At 75.1% G+C, this 21,654-nt stretch carries 27 protein-coding genes; 10 read left to right on the forward strand and 17 right to left on the reverse strand.

Translation table 11 applies throughout. The features are described 5' to 3' along the window. Nucleotides 1-22: 22 nt before the first annotated feature. The gene (locus tag ACR80Q_RS11995) at nucleotides 23-475 is read left to right on the forward strand and encodes an ATP-binding protein (RefSeq protein ID WP_435377856.1); all 453 of its coding nucleotides are present in this window, start codon (nucleotides 23-25) and stop codon (nucleotides 473-475) included. 11 nt (nucleotides 476-486) lie between these two features. Here ACR80Q_RS11995 and ACR80Q_RS12000 read toward each other — a convergent pair whose 3' ends face one another. Further along, nucleotides 487-1,521 carry an iron-containing redox enzyme family protein gene (locus ACR80Q_RS12000; RefSeq protein WP_435377857.1) on the reverse strand — a complete coding sequence of 345 codons (1,035 nt, stop codon included), beginning with the start codon at nucleotides 1,519-1,521 and terminating at the stop codon, nucleotides 487-489. 75 nt (nucleotides 1,522-1,596) lie between these two features. On the opposite strand from ACR80Q_RS12000, the gene ACR80Q_RS12005 reads away from it, so the two are divergent. Then, nucleotides 1,597-1,812: a CDGSH iron-sulfur domain-containing protein gene (locus tag ACR80Q_RS12005; RefSeq protein ID WP_435377858.1), complete on the forward strand. Its 216-nt coding sequence runs from the start codon at nucleotides 1,597-1,599 to the stop codon at nucleotides 1,810-1,812. An 83-nt stretch (nucleotides 1,813-1,895) separates the two neighbouring features. After that, nucleotides 1,896-3,431: an FAD-dependent oxidoreductase gene (locus ACR80Q_RS12010; protein WP_435377859.1), complete on the forward strand. Its 1,536-nt coding sequence runs from the start codon at nucleotides 1,896-1,898 to the stop codon at nucleotides 3,429-3,431. Between the two features lie 90 nt (nucleotides 3,432-3,521). Here ACR80Q_RS12010 and ACR80Q_RS12015 read toward each other — a convergent pair whose 3' ends face one another. From ACR80Q_RS12015 to ACR80Q_RS12035, 5 genes are all read right to left on the reverse strand, one after another. Next, entirely contained in the window at nucleotides 3,522-3,986 is a 465-nt protein-coding gene (locus ACR80Q_RS12015) for a DUF4383 domain-containing protein (RefSeq protein ID WP_435377860.1), read from the reverse strand. An 8-nt stretch (nucleotides 3,987-3,994) separates the two neighbouring features. After that, on the reverse strand, nucleotides 3,995-4,864 hold the full coding sequence (locus ACR80Q_RS12020; protein ID WP_435377861.1) for a SigB/SigF/SigG family RNA polymerase sigma factor: 870 nt from the start codon (nucleotides 4,862-4,864) through the stop codon (nucleotides 3,995-3,997). A 196-nt stretch (nucleotides 4,865-5,060) separates the two neighbouring features. Further along, nucleotides 5,061-5,576 (reverse strand): DUF3618 domain-containing protein, encoded by a 516-nt coding sequence (locus tag ACR80Q_RS12025; protein WP_435377862.1) that lies wholly within the window; start codon nucleotides 5,574-5,576, stop codon nucleotides 5,061-5,063. Further along, nucleotides 5,540-6,010, reverse strand: a complete 471-nt coding sequence (locus ACR80Q_RS12030; protein ID WP_435377863.1) for a phage holin family protein — start codon at nucleotides 6,008-6,010, stop codon at nucleotides 5,540-5,542. Before ACR80Q_RS12030 ends, ACR80Q_RS12025 begins: the two co-directional genes overlap by 37 nt. Next, nucleotides 5,997-6,755 carry a hypothetical protein gene (locus tag ACR80Q_RS12035; protein ID WP_435377864.1) on the reverse strand — a complete coding sequence of 253 codons (759 nt, stop codon included), beginning with the start codon at nucleotides 6,753-6,755 and terminating at the stop codon, nucleotides 5,997-5,999. The genes ACR80Q_RS12030 and ACR80Q_RS12035 overlap by 14 nt, the downstream gene beginning before the upstream one ends. Before the next feature lie 296 nt (nucleotides 6,756-7,051). Between ACR80Q_RS12035 and ACR80Q_RS12040 the strand changes: the two genes are divergently transcribed. From ACR80Q_RS12040 to ACR80Q_RS12050, 3 genes are read left to right on the forward strand one after another with little or no spacing between them, the layout of a single operon-like run. Then, nucleotides 7,052-7,564, forward strand: coding sequence for a helix-turn-helix domain-containing protein (locus ACR80Q_RS12040; protein WP_435377865.1), 513 nt, complete (start codon nucleotides 7,052-7,054; stop codon nucleotides 7,562-7,564). Continuing rightward, nucleotides 7,561-8,694 (forward strand): serine hydrolase domain-containing protein, encoded by a 1,134-nt coding sequence (locus ACR80Q_RS12045; protein ID WP_435377866.1) that lies wholly within the window; start codon nucleotides 7,561-7,563, stop codon nucleotides 8,692-8,694. The genes ACR80Q_RS12040 and ACR80Q_RS12045 overlap by 4 nt, the downstream gene beginning before the upstream one ends. Beyond that, nucleotides 8,691-9,065: a hypothetical protein gene (locus tag ACR80Q_RS12050; protein ID WP_435377867.1), complete on the forward strand. Its 375-nt coding sequence runs from the start codon at nucleotides 8,691-8,693 to the stop codon at nucleotides 9,063-9,065. Before ACR80Q_RS12045 ends, ACR80Q_RS12050 begins: the two co-directional genes overlap by 4 nt. A gap of 6 nt (nucleotides 9,066-9,071) precedes the next feature. On the opposite strand, the gene ACR80Q_RS12055 is transcribed toward ACR80Q_RS12050, so the two are convergent. Next, on the reverse strand, nucleotides 9,072-9,758 hold the full coding sequence (locus tag ACR80Q_RS12055) for a DUF305 domain-containing protein (protein ID WP_435377868.1): 687 nt from the start codon (nucleotides 9,756-9,758) through the stop codon (nucleotides 9,072-9,074). Between the two features lie 168 nt (nucleotides 9,759-9,926). Next, nucleotides 9,927-11,099 (reverse strand): alcohol dehydrogenase catalytic domain-containing protein, encoded by a 1,173-nt coding sequence (locus ACR80Q_RS12060; RefSeq protein WP_435377869.1) that lies wholly within the window; start codon nucleotides 11,097-11,099, stop codon nucleotides 9,927-9,929. A gap of 54 nt (nucleotides 11,100-11,153) precedes the next feature. Here ACR80Q_RS12060 and ACR80Q_RS12065 point away from each other — a divergent pair, with 54 nt between their 5' ends. After that, nucleotides 11,154-12,578 (forward strand): ANTAR domain-containing protein, encoded by a 1,425-nt coding sequence (locus tag ACR80Q_RS12065; protein WP_435377870.1) that lies wholly within the window; start codon nucleotides 11,154-11,156, stop codon nucleotides 12,576-12,578. Here ACR80Q_RS12065 and ACR80Q_RS12070 read toward each other — a convergent pair. The 4 genes from ACR80Q_RS12070 to ACR80Q_RS12085 are packed head-to-tail and all read right to left on the reverse strand — an operon-like array spanning nucleotide 12,545 to nucleotide 16,063. Then, the gene (locus ACR80Q_RS12070) at nucleotides 12,545-13,381 is read right to left on the reverse strand and encodes a CheR family methyltransferase (RefSeq protein ID WP_435377871.1); all 837 of its coding nucleotides are present in this window, start codon (nucleotides 13,379-13,381) and stop codon (nucleotides 12,545-12,547) included. The two genes, ACR80Q_RS12065 and ACR80Q_RS12070, sit on opposite strands and share 34 nt — an antisense overlap. Beyond that, nucleotides 13,378-13,962 carry a chemotaxis protein CheB gene (locus ACR80Q_RS12075; RefSeq protein ID WP_435377872.1) on the reverse strand — a complete coding sequence of 195 codons (585 nt, stop codon included), beginning with the start codon at nucleotides 13,960-13,962 and terminating at the stop codon, nucleotides 13,378-13,380. Before ACR80Q_RS12075 ends, ACR80Q_RS12070 begins: the two co-directional genes overlap by 4 nt. A 35-nt stretch (nucleotides 13,963-13,997) precedes the next feature. Beyond that, a complete protein-coding gene (locus ACR80Q_RS12080; protein ID WP_435377873.1) occupies nucleotides 13,998-14,840 on the reverse strand; it encodes a SigB/SigF/SigG family RNA polymerase sigma factor in 843 nt (280 codons plus the stop codon). After that, nucleotides 14,837-16,063 (reverse strand): glycosyltransferase family 4 protein, encoded by a 1,227-nt coding sequence (locus tag ACR80Q_RS12085; protein WP_435377874.1) that lies wholly within the window; start codon nucleotides 16,061-16,063, stop codon nucleotides 14,837-14,839. Before ACR80Q_RS12085 ends, ACR80Q_RS12080 begins: the two co-directional genes overlap by 4 nt. A 184-nt stretch (nucleotides 16,064-16,247) precedes the next feature. Between ACR80Q_RS12085 and ACR80Q_RS12090 the strand changes: the two genes are divergently transcribed. Further along, complete coding sequence (locus tag ACR80Q_RS12090; protein WP_435377875.1) at nucleotides 16,248-16,460, forward strand: hypothetical protein; 213 nt, start codon at nucleotides 16,248-16,250, stop codon at nucleotides 16,458-16,460. 79 nt (nucleotides 16,461-16,539) lie between these two features. Here ACR80Q_RS12090 and ACR80Q_RS12095 read toward each other — a convergent pair whose 3' ends face one another. From ACR80Q_RS12095 to ACR80Q_RS12105, 3 genes are all read right to left on the reverse strand, one after another. Further along, complete coding sequence (locus tag ACR80Q_RS12095; RefSeq protein WP_435377876.1) at nucleotides 16,540-17,508, reverse strand: pirin family protein; 969 nt, start codon at nucleotides 17,506-17,508, stop codon at nucleotides 16,540-16,542. Nucleotides 17,509-17,643: 135 nt separating this feature from the next. Continuing rightward, nucleotides 17,644-18,114, reverse strand: a complete 471-nt coding sequence (locus tag ACR80Q_RS12100) for an SRPBCC family protein (RefSeq protein WP_435377877.1) — start codon at nucleotides 18,112-18,114, stop codon at nucleotides 17,644-17,646. Between the two features lie 110 nt (nucleotides 18,115-18,224). Further along, nucleotides 18,225-18,944 (reverse strand): hypothetical protein, encoded by a 720-nt coding sequence (locus ACR80Q_RS12105; protein WP_435377878.1) that lies wholly within the window; start codon nucleotides 18,942-18,944, stop codon nucleotides 18,225-18,227. A gap of 81 nt (nucleotides 18,945-19,025) precedes the next feature. On the opposite strand from ACR80Q_RS12105, the gene rpsD reads away from it, so the two are divergent. Further along, the gene (gene rpsD / locus ACR80Q_RS12110; protein ID WP_435377879.1) at nucleotides 19,026-19,634 is read left to right on the forward strand and encodes a 30S ribosomal protein S4; all 609 of its coding nucleotides are present in this window, start codon (nucleotides 19,026-19,028) and stop codon (nucleotides 19,632-19,634) included. Between the two features lie 18 nt (nucleotides 19,635-19,652). Here rpsD and ACR80Q_RS12115 read toward each other — a convergent pair whose 3' ends face one another. Beyond that, nucleotides 19,653-20,228 (reverse strand): OmpA family protein, encoded by a 576-nt coding sequence (locus ACR80Q_RS12115; RefSeq protein WP_435377880.1) that lies wholly within the window; start codon nucleotides 20,226-20,228, stop codon nucleotides 19,653-19,655. Next, on the reverse strand, nucleotides 20,225-20,440 hold the full coding sequence (locus tag ACR80Q_RS12120; protein WP_435377881.1) for a hypothetical protein: 216 nt from the start codon (nucleotides 20,438-20,440) through the stop codon (nucleotides 20,225-20,227). The genes ACR80Q_RS12115 and ACR80Q_RS12120 overlap by 4 nt, the downstream gene beginning before the upstream one ends. 277 nt (nucleotides 20,441-20,717) lie before the next feature. Here ACR80Q_RS12120 and ACR80Q_RS12125 point away from each other — a divergent pair, with 277 nt between their 5' ends. Further along, entirely contained in the window at nucleotides 20,718-21,641 is a 924-nt protein-coding gene (locus tag ACR80Q_RS12125) for a DUF4397 domain-containing protein (protein ID WP_435377882.1), read from the forward strand. Nucleotides 21,642-21,654: the final 13 nt, after the last annotated feature.

Here is a 21,654-nt window from a genome sequence, read left to right on the forward strand (position 1 = left end):
ACGACGGCGCAGGAGGTGCCCGGTGGGACAGGGCAACAGGGGCACCGACCGGGAACGGCCGACGGCCCGCCGCAACCGCCCGTGGCGGTCCAGGTCGTCACGGTGGCTGCTGCTCCCCCCGGACCCGACCGTCGTCCGCCGGGCGAGGGGGCTCGTCGAGGACGTCTGCCGTGCGGCGGACCTCGACGAGGAGACCTGCCGGACAGCGGTGCTCCTGGCCAGCGAGACGGTCACCAACGCGGTCGTCCACGCCCGGGGCGACGCCACGCTCGAGGTGAGCGCCGGGGAGGGCCTCGTCCTGGTCGAGGTCGGCGACGAGGACGACCGACGTCCCGGACCGGTCGACGGCGACCCGCAGGCGCAGGACGGACGCGGGCTGGAGATCGTCCGCATGCTGTCCCGGCGGTGGGGGGTACGGGACGACCCTCCGGGCAAGGTCGTCTGGTTCGAGGTCGGGACGCCCCTCAGCGCGTAGCGCCTGCACGCTCAGGCCGCGGCGGTGGTGAGGCTGCGGAGCGCGCTGCCCCCGTCCGCCCAGGCCCGCTGCGCGCGCTGCCCGACGAGCTCGTCCAGGCCGAGGCAGACCGCCGCCCCCCACAGCACGTCCTGGTGCCGGTCGGGGTCGTCCTCGACGAGGCTGCCGCACAGGTCGTGCGCGGCGACCTGCTCGTGCACGGCGTCGGCCTCCACGTGCTCGTCGAAGAACACGACCGCGGCCTCGTCCACGCCGAGGCGCCGCAGGCCCTGGGCCCAGCGCGCCGACGGCAGGGACGACGTCATCTCGAACGCGGCCAGGTGCCCGCACAGCGCCCCGACCAGGCGCCGGTGCAACCCGAACATCGAGATCGCGTTCACCGACGCGAGCGACGGCGCGGCCACCACGTCGAGGTAGGCGTTGGGCGTGTCGTCCAGGCCCAGCTCGCGCATCGTGGTGGCGAACAGCGTCGCGTGCATGCGCTCCGCCCGGCCACCGCCGTACTCGTCGGTCTGGATGTCGACCAGGGCCGCCTTGGCCCGCCCCCGCAGGCGCGGGATCCCCCAGGTGTGCGGGTCGGCCTCCTTGAGCTGGTAGACGGAGCGCTGCACGAGCAGCTCGGCCACCTGCTCCCGGGTCGCCCGGCGCGCCACGTGCACCGCGGTGCTGCCCGGTCCGGGCCGCGCGGCGTCGGCGGTGAGCTCGAACAGCGCCTCGGCCACCGGTCGGTCCGGCTGCGGGGCCGGCCACCGTCGCCGCAGGTCGGCCTCGAAGGCCGCCTCGAGCACCGCCCGGGCCGCGAGCAGGTCCGGGGACCACTCCCAGTCCTCGTCGACGCCGGCCAGGCCGTAGTGCAGCTCGTACACCAGGTAGAGGGCGAGCTGGACGTCCTCGCCCAGGACGCTGTCGGTCGGGCCGGCGCCATTCGGGTCGAGGCCGGTCAGGGCGTCGGCGGCCAGCCCGGGCAGCTCGGGCACGGGGTGCGCCGGGGTGCGCAGCGCGTCGATCAGTGCGGCCGACAGCGGCCCGCGGGGTGTCACGTCCATGCCCTCCCACTTCCCCGCCGACGGGGGCTCAAACGTCGCAGGATTGCCCGGGACCGGACCGGGTAGGGAGTCCTCGTGAGCACCCCACCCCCCACCCGCGTCCGGCTCTGCCCGGACGGCCCGATGCTGCTGAGCGGCGACGTCACCGTCCTCACCGAGGACGGACGCGAGGTGGAGGCGCAGCGCCGGACCGTCGCGGTGTGCCGCTGCGGGCGCTCGGCCCGGGCGCCGTGGTGCGACGGGTCCCACAAGCTCCTGACGCGCCGGTCCCCCTCCACGCCGGCGGGCTGAGCCGGGACGCATGGACGCCGGGGTTCGGGGGTAGGCACCCGTGAGTCCGGCGCGCCGCCGGGCCGGGACGACCAGGAGCCGGGATGCCACCCTCCGACCAGCGACCGATGGTCCGCGCGACCGACCGCGGCTGGGGGGTCGTCGACCCCCCGCCCGGTACCGCACCGGCGGGGTGGACCGACCGGGTGCACGACGTGGTCGTGGTGGGTGCCGGCATCACCGGGCTGACCACCGCGGTGATGCTCCGTCGGGCGGGTGTGGACGTCCTGGTCGTCGAGGCCAGGCAGGCGGGCGCCGGGACCACGGGCGGCACCACGGGCAAGGTCACCGTGATGCAGGGCCAGCACGTCCAGCAGGTCCGCTCCCGCCACGGTGCGGCCGGGGCCGCCGACTACCTGGCCCGCAGCCTCGCCGCCCAGCGGTGGGTCGACGTCGAGACCCGTGGGCTGGAGGGTGTCGTCGAGAGACGCCCCGCCGTGACGTACGCGACGACCGGCTCCGGGCGCAAGCGGCTGGAGCGCGAGGTGGCCGCGCTGGCCTGCGGCGAGGTGTCGCCGACCTGGCACGACACCGTGGCCGAGCTGCCGTACGAGGTGACGGGCGCCATCCGGCTGGAGGACCAGCTGCAGCTGCAGCCCGTCCGGTACCTGCAGCACCTGCAGGACGAGCTGACCCGGCCGGCACGGGCCGGTGAGGGTCGGGCGCAGGTCGTGACCGGCTGGCGCGTCACGGGGGTGAAGGACGGGCGCCCCGTGCAGCTGGCGGTCTCCCGCGGCGACGACGAGCGCGTGCTGCGGGCCGCCCGTGTGGTGGTGGCGACGCTGCTGCCGTTCCTGGACCGTGGTCTGCTGTTCGCCCGGTCGGAGCCGATGCGGTCCTGGTGCCTGACCGCGGAGCTCGACGGGCCCGTGCCGTCCGGCATGTACCTCGGCGTCGACCGACCGACGCGGTCCCTGCGCAGCGGTCCGGGTCCCGGCCGGCTCCTGGTCGGCGGCAACGGTCACACCACCGGCCGCGGCGGCCCCACGTCCGAGCGGCTGGCCGACCTGGACGCCTGGACGCGGCGGCACTTCACCGTGCGTCGGGTGGCGTCGGGATGGGCCGCGCAGGACTACTCCACCGCGGACAGGCTGCCGTTCGTGGGGCCGCTGCGGCCCGGCCGAGACCGGGTGCTGGCGGCCTCCGGCTTCGCCAAGTGGGGCATGACGGGAGGCACGGCGGCCGCGATGCAGCTGAGCCACGCCCTGGCCGGGGGGCCGCAGGACTGGCCCTGGAGCCCGTGGCGCGGGGACGTCGTCCGGCAGGCGGCGGGTTCGGTGCCCATGAACGCCGGGGTGGCCTGGCAGATGAAGAAGGGCTGGGTCCGGGGCGTGGGCCGCAGCGCCGACAGCTCGGTCCCGGTCGACGGCCAGGGCGCCGTGCGACGCTCGGGCGCGCGGCTGTGCGGGATCAGCTCGGTCGACGGGGTGACGACCAGCCGTTCCGCGATCTGCACCCACCTGGGGGGTGTCGTGGCCTGGAACGACGCCGAACGGTCCTGGGACTGCCCCCTGCACGGGTCCCGGTTCGGTCCTGAGGGGGACGTCCTCGACGGTCCCGCGGTGCAGGACCTCTCGTGAGCGCCCGACCGGTCCGAGACGGTGGCGCCGCGCCCGGCGGCACCGCCGGCACGCGCGCGCCTGTCCCGTCCCCCCGCGCGCGCACGCCCGTCAGGCCCGGCCGGCCGTGGTGGAGCCGTCGGTGTGGCGTCGCGGCCACAGGGCCGTGACCAGGCCGATGAGCACCGACCCGCCGTGCAGCCAGTTGTCGGCCGTGTTCAGGTTGAGCAGGTTGCCGTCCTCCTGGCCGGCCACCACGAGGCCGTAGACCAGGGTGGCGCCGTACCCGACGGCGAGCAGCCAGCCGTACAGGCGGGCGCTGCGGTCCTCGCGGCCGAGCAGGAGGCCGCCCACCCCGATCACCAGGTGGACCACGTTGTGCAGCGGGTTGACCGCGAACCCGAGCAGGGTCTGGTCGGGGTCGTGCTCGGTCCAGCCGTCGAACCCCGTGACGAGGAAGCCGGCGAGGCCCGTGAGGGTGAAGGCCGCACCCACCGCCAGTGCCAGCCACTGGGGGACGGTGCGTGCCGTGCGGTGGTCGGTGCGGTTCCGGTCGACGTTCGCGTTGGTAGCCATACGGGCTCCTACCCACGCCCCGCAGCTCCACGCCCCCGTCCGTCGCTCATCGGTGCGGGCTCGTCGACCTCCAGCTGGACGCGCAGCCGTCGCAGCGCCCGGCTGAGCAACCGCGACACCTGCATCTGGGTGATGCCGATCTCGGCGCCGATCTGCGTCTGCGTCATGTCGGCGAAGAACCGCATGGCCAGGATGGCCCGGTCCCGGGGCGGGAGCCCGGCGAGCAGGGCCTGCAGGGCCATCCGGTCCGGGGTGGCCGCCAGCTCGTCGTCGGTGTCCGGGACCAGGTCGGCCCAGCTGCCCTGCTCCCCGTCCGGCGGCGCGTCCAGCGACAGGGCGTGGTAGCCGTTGCCGGAGACCATCGCCTCCAGCACGTCGTCGATGGACGCCTCGAGGTGCCGGGCGAGGTCCTTGACCGTCGGGGCGCACCCCAGCTGCTGGGTCAGCTCCTCGGTGGCCCGGGCGATTCGGGGTCGCAGCTCCTGGAGCCGCCGCGACGGCCGGACGACCCACCGCGTGTCGCGGAAGTAGCGCTTGAGCTCACCGGTGATGGTCGGGGTGGCGTAGGCCATGAACTCCGGACCCCGGTCGCAGTCGTAGCCCCGCACGGCCTTGACGAGCCCCAGCGCGGCCACCTGGAACAGGTCGTCCAGGGCGACCCCGCGGTCCCGGTAGCGCAGGGCGAGCGCACGCGCGGCCGGCAGGTGCAGCCTCACGACCTCGTCGGTGAGGTCCTGCCGCTGGGTCGGGTCGACCGCCGCCGCCAGGCGGCGCAGCAGGTCGGCCGCCGGCGGGTCGGGTCGGTGCGTCCTGCCGTCGCGGCGCGTGGGCCGCGTGTCGCGCCCCTCCTCAAGGGTGGGGTACGTGGTCCCGGTCATCACAGCCTCCGGCTCGGAAGGACGGCACCGGGGCCGGGGCACCACGCGGCGCGTCGCGGCCGCCCCTGATGTATACCTCGCCCCGCCCCCGGTGTCGACACCTCACGACCGGGTCCGGGCCCGTGGCCCACCGACGGGCCCGGACGCACGAACCGCCCACGACCAGCAGGTCGCGGGCGGTCCGTGGTCAGGCGGGTCAGCTGTTGCTGCTGACCTCGTCCTTGACGGCGTCCTGAGCGGCGTGGGCCGCGTCCTTGGTGCGGTCGGCCAGCTGTCCGCCGACCTCCTGCGCCTTGGCCCGGGCCTGCTCGGCCACGGGGCCGAGCTTCTCCTGCTCGACGCGGGTGGCCGGGACGGCGAGGCCGGCCAGGAACCCGACGGCGATGGCCCCGATGGCCAGGCCGAGCGGGTTGGACTCGGCGAGGCCCTTGGCGCGCTGAGCGCCGTCGCCCACCTTGTGGGCGGTGTCGCCCACCTTGTCGCTGGCGCCGTGCGCGCGGTCCTTGACGGACCCCGCTGCGTCGTGGCTCGTGCCGGAGACGGTCTGTCCCATGCCTGTCACCTTCTCCTTGATGCGGTCGGTCAGGTCGTGGACCTTGTCCTTGCTGCGCGCGGGGACGTCGGCCTTGTAGGCCAGCGCCTCGGCCCGCTCGCCCATCCGGGCGCGGGTCTCTTCTATGTCCTCGCGGAGCTGGTCGGGTGCTTCGCCCATGCGACGTCCTCCTTGATGGTCTCGATGGTCTCGGTGGGGACGGGCGACGCCGCCTCCTTGAGCTTCTTCTTGCCCTGCAACGCCAGCACGGCGGCCACGACGGACCACAGCACCAGCACGATCAGCACCGCGAGCCAGAGCTCGAGGAACGCGTCCAGGACCACGATGAGCAGGGTGGTCAGGGTCATCAGGGCCAGCAGCCCCACCACACCGGCGGCGACGAGCATGCCGACGCCCTTGCCGACGCGCTCGCCGGTCTCCTTGGCCTTGGCGGTGGTCTCGACCTTGGCCAGCTCGATCTCCTGCTTGACCAGGGTCGACATGTCGGTCGCCAGACCGCTCAGCAGGTCGCCGAACGACTCCTCGTGCAGCTCCTCGCGCGTGTGGCCGGACGCCCCGACCGGGCCGTGGTGACCCGGGTCAGCGGTCGACATCGGAGGGGCGGTAGAAGCCGGTGGACTCCGGGTCGTTGCCCGGGGTCGGGTCACCCAGGGGCGAGGGGTTGCTGTCCGGCACCGGGGACACGTCCGGGACCGGCGGCACGGCCGGCGGGACGTCCTGACCGGGCTCGGGCGCGATGGACGCGTGCGTGCCGTAGTCGGTCGTGCTGGTCCGGAAGTCGTTGCCCAGGGGGTCGGCCCCCAGGTCGTCGGTGTAGCCGGTGCCACCCGTGGCGGCGTAACCGGTGCCCGCGCCGGCCGCGCCGACGAAGTCGGCGCCGGTGCGCAGGTCGACGTCACGCTCGGCGCCGAGGGCCTCGTAGCTGGAGCCGTAGCCCAGCGACTCCGACGACTGACGACGGGCGTCGGTGCCGGCGCGGACGACGCGCGAGGCGGCGAACCCGAGCAGGACCCCGCCGGCGGCGACGGCCCAGGGCTGACGACGGGCGTAGGTCTCGACGTCGCCCAGCATGCGGTTGGCGTCGGCCTCGCGCAGGTACTTCGCGGCGTCCTCGGTCCACCCGGCGACGCGGTCGGCGATCTGGGCGAACGTGTCGTCGCCGCGCTCCCGCATCTGGTCGCCGACGGCGTGCAGGCTGTCCGCCTTGTCCTGCAGCTGCTCCCCGGCCTGGGTGCTGCGGCCGTCGACCTGGTCCTTGGCCTTCTCCTGGGCCTGCGAACCGACCTCGCGGGCCGTGTCCTTCGCGGACTCTGTGGTGTCGTGCACCGTCTGGTTCACGGGGACTACCTCCATGGTCGAGCGTTCTGTTGCGGTCGAGAGCCCAGTACCCGGCGAACCGGACACCATGCACGGCATCGGTCCTGCCGTTCCTCGTGCCCGTCTCGCCCCGCCCGGTGTACCGGCCAGCGACACGACACGCGGCCCCGACGGCGAGGACCCCGGATCGGCGCCCGTTCGGTCGCTGGTCGGTCCGCCTCCGGCAGGAACGGCGCCAGCGAGCAGCCCCGGCCACCCCGCCACCTTTGCTACGGTATTCCGGTAAACCGAACTTCCTACGACTTATCGGAGGCCGGGTGGGCGACGACCGTCTGCGGGCGCTGGAACGGCGGGTGGCCGCGCTCGAGCAACGGCTCGCCGACGCAGCCGACAGCGGCGACGCAACCCCCACCGACACCCGGTGGGCCGACACCTTCTGGGCGCTCGAGGGTGTCCGCGCCCGCAGCGGTGCCGCCTCCCACGTGCTGTGGACGGGCGACGTCACCCTGCCCACCGGTGCCGTGGCGCAGTGGCAGCAGACCGCCGACACCGACGACCTGCTGGGCCGCGACTGGGACGGGCCGGCCGCGGTGGTCGGTGCGCTCGGGCACCCCGTCCGGCTCAGGCTGCTCCAGGAGCTGCTGCGCGGCGTCGCGAGCGCGGCCGACCTGACCGAGGCCGCCGGCACGGGCAGCACCGGGCAGACCTACCACCACCTGCGCCAGCTCGTGGCGTCCGGGTGGGTCCGGCAGACCGGGCGGGGGCACCACGAGGTCCCCGCCGAACGGGTGGTCCCCCTCCTCGTGGTGATCGGAGCGTGCACGCGATGAACCGCCGGCTCACCGCCGTCCTGACCGCCCTGGCCGCGGCCACCGCCCTCACCGTCGTCGCCGCCGTGACGCTGGCACCCCGGCCGGCCCGGCTCGACGCCGCGCGCACCGGTGACGCCGCCGTCGTCGAGCGGGCGGTCGAGGCCGTCGGCAGCGAGCGGCTCAACGCCGTGTCGGTCGCCGTGGTCAGGCCCGACGGGGAGGGCGGGCGCACCGTCACCACCGGCGCGGCCGGACGCACCCGCGGCGACGGCACCCCGGTCACCGAGACCACCGCGTTCGAGACCGGTTCGGTGATGAAGCCGCTCACCGGGCACCTGCTGGCGGACCTGGTCGCCTCCGGCGACGCCGACCTCGACCGCCCCGTCGGCGACCTGGTGCCCGGCACCCCGCTGGCGGGCACCGGTGCGGGCACCCTGGGCGAGCTGGCCACGCACCGCTCCGGGCTGCCGCGTCTGGTCATGTCCCCGACCGAGCTCGCCCGGGGCCTGCTCGTCCCGTTCGGTGCGGACCCCTACACCGGCACGGCCGACAGCCTGCTCGCGCGGGCCGGCGAGGACGGCGTCCCCGGCCGTGGCGACCCGCTGTACTCCAACTACGGCGCGGCCGTCCTCGGGCACGCGCTGGCCGCGTCCCAGGGCACCGGCTACGGGGCCCTGCTCACCGAGCGCGTGCTGGGCCCGCTGGGGATGACCGCGACGGTCGTCCTGGACGAGGGGGACGACCTGCCGCAGGGGCGCGCGGCCGGGGGCGCCGCCTCGGGCGTGCCGCGCTCCCCGTGGCTGGCCGAGGCCTGGCAGCCCGCCGGCATCGGCACCTGGTCCACCGCCCAGGACCTGGCCCGCCTGCTGGTCGGAGTGCTGGACGGGACCGCCCCCGGGGTCGCGGCCGTCGAGCCGCTCGCCGACCTGGACGGCGACCGGGTCGGGCTGTTCTGGATCACCAGCGAGCACGGGGGCCGCACCCTCACCTGGCACGACGGGGCCACGGGCGGGTCGACGGCGTTCGTGGGCGTCGACCGGGACAGCGGCGTGGGCCTGGTGCTGCTCAGCGACACCGACACGGCCACCACGGCCGGGGCCCTGGACCTGCTGGCCGAGCTGGCCGCCGAGGCCGAGGCGGGCCGGTGACGGTCGTCCTGGACCTCGTCGCGGTGGTCGTGCCCGTGCTGGTGTGCCTGGTGTTCCCCGCCGCCCTGGTCTGGCAGGTGAGCGGCGACCTGCGCCGGCGCGCCGCCGGCCGTCCGGCCCCGACCAGGACGGCCGGGGTGTCCGGCGCGGCCCAGGCGGTCCTGTTCCTCACCGTCGGCACCCTGAACGCCCCGTGGGGCACCGTGCCCGTGCCGCTGTGGTGGCTCGCGGTGTGGCTGCTCGCCCTCGGTGTCGTGGTCCTCGCCCTGCGGTGGCGACGGTTGGCCCCGAACGGTCCGAGGCCGCGGCGGGAGCTCCTCGGGGCCTCCGTCTGGGTGCTGCTGGCCGGGGCGCTGCTCGCGGTGGTCTGAGCGCTCTCAGGCGTCCATCTCGGCGAGCATGGTCCGCATCCGGTCGATCTCGATGTTCTGGTCGGACTCGATGTGACCGGCGAGCTGGAAGACCATCATCTCCTCGCCGCCGCCCTCGGCGAACAGCTCCTGCACCATCGTGATGGCGCCCTCGTGGTGGCGGGTCATGAGCTCGATGAACAGGCGGTCGAACTCCTCGCCGGTGGCCGCCTCGAGCGCGGCCATCTCGTCCTCCGTGGCCATCCCCGGCATCAGGTCGCCGTCCATCATCATCATGCCGTCGGAGTGGCCGCCCTGGGCGCCGAAGACGGGGTCCCAGGCGGGGACCTCCTCGCCCTTGTCCTCCAGCCAGTCCTGCATCTGCTCGATCTCGCCGACCTGGGTGATGTCCATCCGCTCGACGAACAGCTGCAGGCTCTCGTTCTCCGAGCGCTCCTGCACCATGCTCGTCATCACGATGGCCTGCGCGTGGTGGCCGATCATGTCCTGCATGAAGGCGACGTCGACCTCGGTGTGCGGGGCGGGCGCCACGCTCGGCATGACGGTCGCGTCCAGCTTGACGCTGTCCTCGCCCGGAGCCCCGGGCTGCACGACGTTGGGGGCGCGCTGGGTGCTGGGGGCGGCCACGGCGTCGTCGCCGTCGGAGCAGGCGGCGAGGCCCAGGCAAGCGACGGCGAGGGTCGCGGTGACCACGGTACGGAGGGGGCGGGGCGACATCCGGGCTCGAGGTCCATTCGTGGGGTGACGGGCGATCTGCCCGTGCGGGGGCTGGTCAGGGGGCCCCATCGTGCACACAGAACCCTCCCGAACGGAAGGTCTGCTGCGCGCCCGCCCGGGGCAGCACCACCCCCGGCACGCGGGTCAGGGGCGGAAGAGGACCTTGACCATGCCGTCGTCCTTGGCCTGGAAGTCGGCGTAGGCCTGGGGCGCGTCGGCCAGCGGGAGACGGTGGGTGGCGAAGTCGTCGACGCCCAGGGGGTCCTCGTCGGTGAGCAGCGGCAGGATGTCGTCCACCCAGCGGTGGACGTTGGCCTGCCCCATCCTCACGGTGAGCTGCTTGTCGAACATCGTGAACAGCGGCATCGGGTCGGCCGCACCGGCGTACACGCCGGACACCGACAGCGTCCCGCCGCGACGGACGAGGTCGATGGCCAGGTCGAGGGCGTGCATCCGGTCGACGCCGGCCTTGCGCATGACCTTCTCGGCGAGCGCGTCCGGCAGCAGCCGCGACGCCTTCTGCACCGCGCCGGCCGCCGGGGACCCGTGCGCCTCGAGGCCGACGGCGTCGATCACGGCGTGGGGGCCGCGACCGTCGGTCAGGTCCTTCACCTGCTCGACGACGTCCTCACCGAGCACCAGGGCGGGGATGCCGCGACCGAGGGCCCGCTCGACGCGCTCGGGCACCACGTCGATGCCGATGACCTCGACCCCGCGGTGCAGGGCGATCCGGGCCGCCATGTCGCCGATCGGCCCCAGACCCACGACGACCAGGCTGTCGCCCGGCTGCACACCGGCGTACTCGACCCCCTGCCACGCCGTCGGCAGGACGTCGGACAGGTAGACGAACCGGTCGTCGGACGGCCCGTCCGGGACGGGGATGGGCAGCTGGTCGGCGAAGGGCACCCGCAGGTACTCCGCCTGCCCGCCGGGGACCTGGCCGTAGAGCTTGGTGTAGCCGAACAGCGAGCCCCCGGTGCCGTGCTCGCGGTTCTGGGTGGTCTCGCACTGGGAGTGCAGACCGGCCGTGCACGTGAAGCAGGTCCCGCAGGACACGTTGAACGGGACGACCACGCGCTGGCCGACCTTCAGGTGCCGGACCCCGGGTCCGACCTCCTCGACGACACCCATGGGCTCGTGGCCCAGGACGTCACCGGGCTCCAGGAACGCACCGAGCGGCTCGTACAGGTGCAGGTCCGACCCGCAGAGGCCGGTGCTGGTGATGCGGACGACCGCGTCGGTGGGGTCCTGCAGGACGGGGTCCGGGACCTCCTCGACGCGGACGTCGCGGGTGCCGTGCCAGGTGAGTGCCTTCATACCGGGCTCCTACCCTCGCCTCGACACACGAAACCGCCCCTGGGACGATGCGGTGTGTCCACCGAGGAGATGCAGACGACCCACGGCCCGTCCGCCGGTCAGACCGCCGGTCAGACCGCCGGTCAGACCGCCGAGGAGCTCGCCAGCGCGCTCGCCGAGCAGCAGCTGCGGGTCGAGGCCATCACCGGCGACGGCGACGTCGGCGGGCTGGGGACGATCCTCGGCGAGATCGACATCGCCCACGAGGAGCTGCGGGTCGCCGAGGAGGCCCTCCGCGCCCAGCAGCGGCGCCTGGACGACCTGCTGGCCGAGCGCTCGGACCCGCGGGCGTGGCGTCGGGGCCTGATCGCGTCGCTGCCCGTGGCGGCCCTGGTCACCGACCTGTCGGGTGTGGTCCTGGAGGTCAACGCCGCCGCCTGGGCGCTGCTGGGCCGACCCCGCGACGAGATCCTGCAGCACCCGCTGGGCGACCTGGTGGCCGCCTCCGACCACGACCGGCTCGGCGAGGCGCTGGCCGCGGTGACCTCGGCGCGGTCCACGTCGGCGGTCCGCCTGTCGCTGCTGTCCAAGCAGGGCGGGAGCCGACCCGTGGAGCTGGTGGCCGGTTCCGACACCCCGGACGCCCCGGGCGCCCTCATCACCTGGGTCGCCACCGACGCGTCCGTCGACGACGTCGAGCACCCGGGCGCCGCGATGCGCACGGCGGAGGCGTTCGCCGAGATGTGCCGGTTGCCGCTGCAGGCCGGGGCCGACACCCGTGACGTGCTGGCCCGGGCGGCGCTGCTGGTGGAGAAGGCCCTGCCGCACAGCGACGGGGTCAGCATCACGCTGGGGCCGCCGGCCGAGCCCGAGGCGCAGGCGACCGACAACACCATGGCCCAGGCCGTGGACGGCGCCCAGCTCCAGGCCGGCGAGGGCCCGTGCCTGTCGGCCTACACCAGCGGCACGGTGGTGGTGTGCCAGGACCTCAGGGAGGACCCCCGGTGGCAGCGGCTCGCCCCGCTGGCCGTGCCGCTGGGCGTCGCCGCCGTGCTGGGCTGCCCGATCCGGACGGACAAGCACTCCCTGGGGGTGCTCAACATCTACTCCCGGCGGACCGACGTCTTCGACGAGCGTGACCGCTACGTCGCGGACCTGCTGGTGTCGGCGGTGCTGGCCGTCGTCCAGGAGACCCGCGACCGGCAGGAGCTGACGGCACTCAGCCGCCAGCTGCGGGAGGCGCTGGACTCCCGTGCCGTCATCGACCAGGCCAAGGGCATCCTCATGAGCCGGGGCCGCTACGGCGCGGACACCGCGTTCGCCCAGCTGGTCGCGGCGAGCCGGCGCAGCAACGTCAAGGTCCGTGACGTCGCCCAGCTGGTGGTGGACGACGCGACCCGCGAGGCGGTGGAGACCGGCGAGCCGGGTGGTCCCGCGACCGGCGGTGCGGACCGGGCGGACGGGGCTCAGCCGGGGACGGGCGCCGCGATCGACCGGTAGACGCGCGCGGCCAGGTCCACCGGGACCAGGGCGTCGCGGCGGTCGATGGGCAGCTCGGCCTGGCCCAGCACCAGCAGGCCGCCGGGCCGCAGCGAGGCCAGCAGCCCGTCCAGCACCGTCACCTGCACGGCGTCGTCGAGGTACATCAGGACGTTGCGGCACAGGACCAGGTCGAACGGGGTGGCCGCGTCCTCCGGCGGCGCCTCACGCACGTCGTGGCGCCCGATCGACACGTGCGCGGCCAGGGACCCCGACACCTGCCACCCCGGCCCGGAGGCCTCCAGGTGCGGCTCGAGCAGCTCCGCCGCGTCCGGCGACAGCGGGGTGCGGGGGTAGCGCCCGCCGTGCAGCAGCCGCAGCGCGTGGGCGTCGACGTCGGTGGCCAGCAGCCACCAGGACGGCAGGCGGCCCGCCCCGACCGCCTCGGCCAGGCACGCCGCGACCGTCCAGACCTCCTGACCCTCGCCGCAGCCGGCCACCCAGGCCCGGACCCCACGGTCGCCGGCCCGGCCCGCCAGCGCGGGCAGCGCGGCGCGCAGGGCCTGCCAGACGTGCGCGTCACGGAACCAGCCCGACACCTGGACCAGCAGGTGGTCCAGCAGCGCCTCGGCCTCGTCCTGGTCCTCCGCCACGCGCTCGAGGTACCGGTCCAGGTCGCTGAAGCCGACCACGGCGGCCCGCTGCCCGGCCCGACGCGCGATCCCGGCCAGTCGGTAGCCCGTCAGGTCGTACCCCGTCCGCTCGAGCAGCAGTCGCAGCATCCGCTCCAGCACCGCCGGGTCGACGGCCCGGGGGTCGGTCACGCGTCGGCCATGACGACGTCGGCCACCAGCTCCCGCACCCGGGCACCCAGGCCCGCGGCCGACGCGACGGCGTGGTGGTGGGTGGCGGCCAGGGCGCTGCGCGGCATCCCGGTCACCAGCGCGTCGTCGGGGTCCTGCACGAGGACCTGGCCCCCGGCGTGCTCGACCGCCGCCGCCCCCGCGGCCCCGTCCTGCATCGCCCCCGACAGCACCACGGCCACGACCCTACGCCGGAGGACCTCGGCGGCCGACGCGAACAGCACGTCGACCGAGGGCCTGACCCCGTTGCAGGGCGGGGCGTCGGACTGCCTCACCAGGTCGGTGCCGGCCAGGTCGTCGTGGACGACCTCCAGGTGACGGTCCGGCGGGGCGAGCAGCACCGTCCCGACGTCGAGCCGCTGCACGGCCGCGGCCTGCCGCACCGGCAGGGAGCAGCCGGGGGCCACGATGTCGCAGAGCCGGTGCTGCGGCCGTCGGGGCTGGTGGACCACCGCGAGCACGGCGGCGGGCAGGTCGGCCGGCAGGTCGGCCAGCAGCCGTCGCAGGACCATCAGCCCACCCGCCGACGCACCCACCAGCACCAGGGCGGGGACGGCGCCACCAGCCCGGGCGGGGGCTATCGGTCGGCCCTCGTCCCGGTCCCGCCGTCCTCCTCCAGCTCCTCCCGCAGCCGCCGCAGGGCGCGGCTGAGCAGCCGTGACACCTGCATCTGCGTGACCCCGATCTCGGCCCCGATCTCGGACTGCGTCTTGTCCGCGAAGAACCGCAGCGCCAGGATCCGGCGCTCGCGCTCCGGCAGCCGGGCCAGCATGCCCTCCAGCGCCAGCCGGTCCGGCGTCGCGCTCAGGGCGGTGTCCTCGTCGGCGACCGTGTCCGCCCACGACCCGCTCTCGCCGTCGGGCGGCGCGTCCAACGACGACGTGGCGTAGCCGTTGCCGGACACCATCGCCTCGACGACCTCGTCCTGGTCCACCTCGAGGGCCGCCGCGAGCTCCTTGACCGTCGGGGCCCGACCGGTGTCCTGGGACAGGGACTGGGTGACCTGGGCCATCCGCGAGCGGAGCTCCTGGAGCCGCCGCGGCGGCCGGACGGCCCAGCCGGTGTCGCGGAAGTACCGCTTGATCTCCCCGGTCATGGTGGGCGCCGCGTAGGCGAGGAAGTCCTTCCCGCGCTCGGCGTCGTAGCCGTGCACGGCCTTGACCAGGCCGAGCGACGCCACCTGCACCAGGTCCTCGGCGGGCACGCCCCGCTCGCGGTAGCGCATCGCCAGCGAGCGGGCGACGGGCAGGTTGAGCAGGACGACCTCGTCGACGAGGCGCTGCCGTTCCGTCGGGTCGGTCTCCCGGCTCAGCCGGGCGAGCAGGTCGGCGGTCGCGTCGGCCGTGGCCTGCCGCTCCCCGCTGCGGGCCTCGGCGGCGGTCGGTCGAGCGGCGGGGGCGCCTTCGAGCACCCCGGTCACGCGTGCACGGCGGGAGCCACGGCCCCGGCGTGCCGGACGTCGACGACGTCGGCCGGGTCGACCGCCTCGCCGCCGGAGGGCTCCCCGAGCCTCCCGCGGGCCCGGTCGTGGACCCGGGAGGTGGCGTCGGCCAGCAGCTCGGGGTCGAACACCGCGTGGGCGCGGTCCCGCCCGGCCAGGCCGTAGGCCTCCAACCGGAACGGGTCCTGCAGCAGGGCGGCGACCCCGTCGCGGGTGTGGACCCGGTCGCGGGGCTCCACGAGCAGCCCGGTCACGCGGTCCACCACGAGCTCGTCGGCCCCGCCGACGGCGGCCGCGACCAGCGGGCGCGCCTCGAACATGGCGGCGAGCACGCCGAGCCCGCGGCCGGGGGTGCTGGACACGTCCACGACGAGGTCGGCCGTGGCGCACAGCGTCGACGCGGGCGCCAGCGCGACCTTGCAGCGCGTCCCGAGCCGCCGCACCACCGGCAGCTCGCGGAGCCGTTCCTTGACGGCGGCCGCAGCGGTCTCGTCCATGCCCGTGCTCCGCGCCACGAGCAGCCGCGCACCGGCGTGGTGCAGCACGGCCTCCGCGACCGGTCGCAGGCTGCCGACGTCGCCGGGGTCCCCCACCGACAGCACCAGCGGGTCCTCACCGGACGGCGACCGGGGCGCCTCGCCCTGCGGCAGGCGGGTGAGCGCCGGGCCGACCGCGTGCAGCCGGTCGGGCAGCACCCCGCGACGGACGGCGACGTCCCGGGCCCAGGTGGACTCGACGACGACGTGGTCGGCCGCGGCCAGCGCGGCCCAGCCCAGCCGGGCCATGACGGTGCCGTCCGCACGGTCGTCACCCGGGAACGAGGGCAGCTGGTCCACGTGGGCGACGACCGGGGTGCCGGTCTCGCCGCGGGCCGTCACCGCCACCGCGGTGGCGCGCCAGCCGACCGCGTGGACGATGCCGTCGGCCGCCACGCGGGCGAGCTCGCGGGCCAGCAGCCCCGCGGAGGCGATGCCGTCCGCACGCTGGTCCCGCACCCGGACCGGCACGTCGAGGACGACGTCGGGACGCAGGTGGTCGTCGCCGTCCGCGGCGGTCACGCCGGGGTCGAAGGCGGACACGAGGCGCACGTCGGCACCTCGGGCCCGCAGCCGGGAACGCAGGGCGGCGGCCTCGGCGAGCATGAACGCGGCGACGCCGCGGGACCGGCGGTCCGTGGGACCGATGAGGATGGTCGTTCGCATGATCCAGCTCCCAAAGATGGCTGGACGAAGGCACCGTTTGCTTGAGCGCCTGCGACAGACCCGGGGGTCGGTCGCGTCCGCCATGTGTATCCCCACATCCGGGGCATGTCTAACCGGACGGCGGGTACCGGACGACATGCCGTCGACAGGGTTGAGATCGGCGCCGGGAGGGGACTCGACGGGGATGACCCAGCAGCCTGACCACCCGACCGGGCACCAGGACGGCTCCACCTCGGCGGAGCAGCCACCGTCCGAGGTCCTCACGGGCTACCCGCCCGAGGCGGCCCCGGCCGCGGACGACGGCACCGAGGCCGTGGCCGTCCCCGGTGAGCAGACCGACCCGGATCGTCGGCTCGACGTGTTCCCCGAGGACGACCGGCCCGCCACCGCCGACTGACCGCGCCGCCCCTGCTCGTCGTCCCTGCGACGTCCCGCGCCGGCGCCGGGCGTGCGGCCTCAGCGCCGGGCGTGCGGCCTCAGCGCCGGGCGTGCGGCATCAGCGCGCCGTCGGGGACGACGCCCAGGCGACCGGCCTGGAAGTCCTCGACGGCCTGGACCAGCTCGCGTCGGGTGTTCATGACGAACGGCCCGTGCTGCGCGACCGGCTCGCGGATCGGCCGGCCGCCCATCACCAGGACGTCCAGGACCGGCTCGTGGGCGTCCTGGCCGCGGTCGGCGTCCACACGCAGCACCCCGCCCGGACCCATCACCGCCAGCTGTCCCTTGCGCACCGCGTCGCCACCACGGCCGACCCGGCCGCGCCCGGACAGCACGTAGACGAGGGCGTTGAAGTCCGTGCGCCACGGCAGCTCGAGCCGGGCCCCCGCCGTCACCGTCGCGTGCACGAGCGTGATGGGGGTGAACGTCGACCCGGGCCCGCTGTGCCCGTCCACCTGGCCCGCGATGAGGCGCAGCAGCGCACCGCCGTCGGGGCTCGCCAGCAGCGTGACGTCGTCGCCCTCGAGCGACTGGTACGCCGGCGGTCGCATCTTGTGCGCCGCGGGCAGGTTGACCCAGAGCTGGAAGCCGTGGAACAGCCCGCCCGACACCACCAGGGACTCCGGTGGGGTCTCGATGTGCAGGATGCCCCCGCCGGCCGTCATCCACTGGGTCGCGCCGTCGGCGATGAGGCCGCCGCCACCGTGGGAGTCCTGGTGCTGCATCGCCCCGTCGAGCATGTACGTGACGGTCTCGAACCCGCGGTGCGGGTGCCAGGGCGTGCCCTTGGGCTCACCGGGGCTGTACTCGACCTCGCCCATCTGGTCCAGGTGGATGAAGGGGTCCAGGTCCTGCGGGGAGACACCGGCGAACGCACGACGCACGGGGAAGCCCTCGCCCTCGTAGCCCTGGGGGGCGGTCGTGACGGAGCGGGTGGCCCGTACGGTCGCGTCCGGCGGGACGGCCACCCTCGGCAGGGTCACGGTGTCTGCGGTCACTGCGGGCATGTCGTCCTCCTAGGTTGTTCAGTATTGAACTACCTGGGCCGGCCCGCGTCCACCCCGCGACCACGCGCCACCCGTGCGCACGCACGAACCCCGCCCCCCAGGAGCGGGGACGGGGTCCGACGGGTGCGGGGCGGCTCAGAGCGGCGCGGTGCTGCCCGTGTCGACGTCGCCGCGCCACGAACCGGTGGCGGTGCCGCGCTCCTCGATGAACTGCTTGAAGCCCTGCAGGTCCTTCTTGGCCTGGCTCTCGACGATGCCGAGCGCGTCACCGGCCTTCTCGACGAGGCCCTCGGGCTGCCAGTCCATGGCCAGCGTGACCTCGGTGCGGGTGTCGTCCAGCCGGACGAACGTGACCCGGCCGGCGTGGGTTGGGCCGTCGGTGCTGCGCCAGGACACGCCCTGGTCGGGACGCTGCACCAGCACCTCGGCGTCGAACTCGCGGCTCACGCCGGCGATCTTCATCACCCAGTGGGTCCGCCTGTCGTCCAGCTGCGTGATCGTCTCGACCCCGCTCATGAACCGCGGGAAGTCCTCGAACTGCGTCCACTGGTCGTACGCGGTCTGCAGGGGGACGTCGACCTCGATGACGCTGGTGATGGTGTCCATTGCTGGGTCCTCTCGTCCGGAGCACGTGCTGCGAGCAGGTGACGGGAGCGCCTTCGGGAGCGCTCCCCCCTTCTGGCTACCCGCAGCCCCACCCGGCAAACCTCGGGCGGTCAGGCGTCGAGCGCGTGCACCGCCAACCGGGCGAGGCCCTCCCAGGCCAGCTCCACCGTGGTGGCGTCGTGGGCGAACCGGAGCCGGACGTCACGGTGGCCACCGGGCACGGACACCCGGACCACCAGACCGCGGCGGTCCAGCCGCACGGGTACCGCGGACCTCGCCCCCCGACCGCCCGGCCCGGCGGTCACCAGGCGCTCCAGGCGGGCGCAGAGGTCACGGTCGTGCTGCAGCGCGAGCAGCAGGTCCGCCTCCCAGGAGGCCAGCGGGTCCGGCGCCGCGTCGCGGTACTCCTCCTCGTCGACCGGGACCGGCTCCCCGTCCGCCGGGTGCCACACGATCTCGACCGGGTCCAGGCGCACCCGCAACCCCGCCCGGGCGCCACCCCCGGGCGCCACCCGCAGCCAGCCGGCGAGCGCCAGCCGACCGCGCACCCGGTCGGGGCCGGCCAGCGGCGCGACGTCGGTCAGGCCGACGCAGACCCCGAGGTCGCCGTCCTGCCGCCGCGCGGCGGACAGCCGACGGTGCAGGGAGGTGCCGTCCGGCACGTCCCACGCGAGCCCCCCGCCGGGCAGCGCGGTCAGCCCCTCGACCACGGCGCAGGACCCGTCGTCCCAGACGACGTCGACCGACCCGGCGGCCTCGACGGCCGAGCGGGCCCGCGCGGCATGAGCGGGTGCTCGGGTGGTGGCCGACCGTGGGCGTGAGGCTGTCATGGTTTCGAGGTTAGGCTACCCTTAGCGATAAGCACAATGGCATCAGCCGCAATTCGCGGTGAGCCGGCCCCGAGGAGGAACGTGCGCACCAACGGCCCGAAGATCAAGCTCTCCCGCGCCCTGGGACTGGCCCTGACGCCCAAGTCGCTCCCCTACCTGGAGCGTCGCCCGTACCCGCCGGGGGAGCACGGCCGCAACCGGCGCAAGGAGAGCGACTACCGGCTGCGCCTGATGGAGAAGCAGCGGCTGCGCGCGCAGTACGCGGTGAGCGAGGCCCAGCTGCGGCGGGTCTTCGCGAAGGCCTCGAGGTCGGGCGCCAAGACCGGAGAGGTCCTGGTCGAGGAGCTGGAGCGTCGCCTCGACGCCGTGGTGCTGCGGTCGGGGATGGCCCGGACGATCCACCAGGCGCGCCAGTTCGTCGGGCACGGGCACATCCAGGTCAACGGCCGTCGCGTCGACCGACCGTCCTACCGGGTGTCCGTGCACGACGTGGTCCGGGTGGACCCCCGCCGCCGCCACCTCCCGCCCTTCGTCGTCGCGGCGGCCGGCGCCCACGCCCTGGAGCGGGTACCCAGCCACCTGGACGTGGTGCTCCCGGCCCTCACGGTCGGGATCCAGGACGACCCCCGACGTGCGGACCTCCCGGTGGTGTGCGACGAGCAGCTGGTCGTCGAGTTCTACTCCCGCTGACCAGCCGGTCGCGGGGTCTCAGCCGGGCGTGACCTCGACCGTCACCCGACGGTTGTCGTCGGCCTCGGCCTCCTCGGCCTGGGTGGCCCCCGCAGCCACCACCTCGACCCGCTCGGCGGGGACCCCCCGCCGACCGAGCAGGTCGACCACCCGCAGCGCCCGCTCCAGCGACAGCTGCTTCTCCAGGTCGCGGTCGTTGCTGGGCTCGGCGTGGCCGATGACCCTCACGGTGGCGGCGGGGTCGCCGAGCAGGTCGTCGGCGACCCCGTCGAGCGCGTCTGCCGCCCCCGGCGACGGCGTGTCCGCCCCGCTGTCGAACCTCAGCTCGACCACGGCGGCGCCGGCTGCCGTGGAACCGTCGTCCGTGGCGTCGTCCGCGGCGACGGGCTCCGACGACGTCGTCGGGCTCACGACGGGCCCGGCGACCGCTGCGGCGTCCCCGTCGTCGCGCGCCGACGGGGCCAGGGCGAGCTGACCCGCCACCAGCAGGATCAGCAGGCTCGCGGCCACGCCGACGACCGGACCGGGCTCCCGACGCCTGGGGGCGTGGTAGCGGATGCCGTGCTCGTAGCCCTTCGTCCCGGCGGACGTCACGTGGGCGACCTCGACAGCTGCGCCCTGAGCCGGGCGATCTCCGCGTCCTTCTCGACCAGGTCCAGCTCGATCCGGCCCTGGACGAGGGACAGGGCCTCGTCGCGGGTCAGCCGGGCGGTGAAGAACCGCCGCCCCCACCACAACCAGCCGACGAGCACGCCCGCGGCGAACGCGGCGATCGTCAGCACGACCGGCAGCACGGCGGCTTCCACAGCATCTCCTTCGTCGAGGTCACTGACGGTGATGATGACGGCCGCACGGCCAGATCGCCAGCAGATGACCGGAACGCTCCGCCGCCCCTGGGGGACGCCCCACCGCAGGTCACCGGGCGTGTGTGCACGACCACGGTGCGTCCCCGGGATTGGTGGTGCGGCTTCTCGGGTACCCCGAGCGCGGTTCCGGTACGCCACGTACCGTCACCACGAGCGTCGCGGGCGTCCCGTCCACGACTCACCGTGACACCGACCTGCTGACGTGACGGAGCGCCCCATGACCGCCGAGCCCACCCTCCGGCCCTCCCGCCGCCCCCGCCGGGCCCTCGTCGTGCTGGCCGCCGCCGCCCTGGCCCTGGTGACCGTGCCGGGGGCCGCGGCGAACGCCACCGCCACCGGGGACCCGGCCTACCTGCGGCCCGCCCACCTGGTGCCCGAGCTGGGCGCCATGGACGTGCGACTCGCCCCGTTCGCCGACGAGGGCGAGGGCGTGGCCGCCGAGGACCGCCCCCTGCTGGAGACCACCGCCGCCTACGGGGCCGTCGGTGAGTACGGCGCCATGACCCCCGGCCGGTACGCGGTCACGCTGCGCCCGGCAGGCACGCCCGTGTCGGAGCCGCCGCTGCTGAGCCTGACGGTGGACCTCGAGGCCGGTCAGGCGTACACCGCGGCCGGGCTGGGCACGAAGGACGACCCCCGCCTGGAGCTGCTCGACGACGACCTGACACCTCCCGGGGACGGGCAGAGCCGGGTCCGGCTGCTGGCGGCCTCGGCCGCGGCCCCCGTCGTGGACGTCGAGGCCGTCGACGGGCCGGTCCTCGGCACGGACGTCGCGCTCGGGACCCCCACGGGCTACGAGAGCGCGCCGGTCGGGCCGTGGACGGTCCAGGCCACCGGTGACGGCGCCAGCGGCACCACGGACCTGGTCCTGGACAGCGGCAGCGTCTACACGCTGCTGGTGCTGGACGGCGAGGGCGACGAGCTGGTCGTCCGCCCGGTCGTCGACGCCGTCGGGGCCGGCACGACCCCGCAGGGCGGGGCGGCCACCGGGTTCGGCGGCGGCGTCCCCGACGACGCCCGGACCCCGTTGTGGATCGGCGCCGGCGTGCTCCTGGTGCTCGGCGCCAGCGCGCTGACGGCGAGCGCGCTCGTGCGCTCACGGCCGTGGGCGCGCACCACCGCCCGCCACGTCGCGGGGTGAGCGACGTGGGGGG

Source organism: Aquipuribacter aurantiacus (assembly GCF_051216895.1).
Lineage (GTDB): Bacteria > Actinomycetota > Actinomycetes > Actinomycetales > JBBAYJ01 > Aquipuribacter.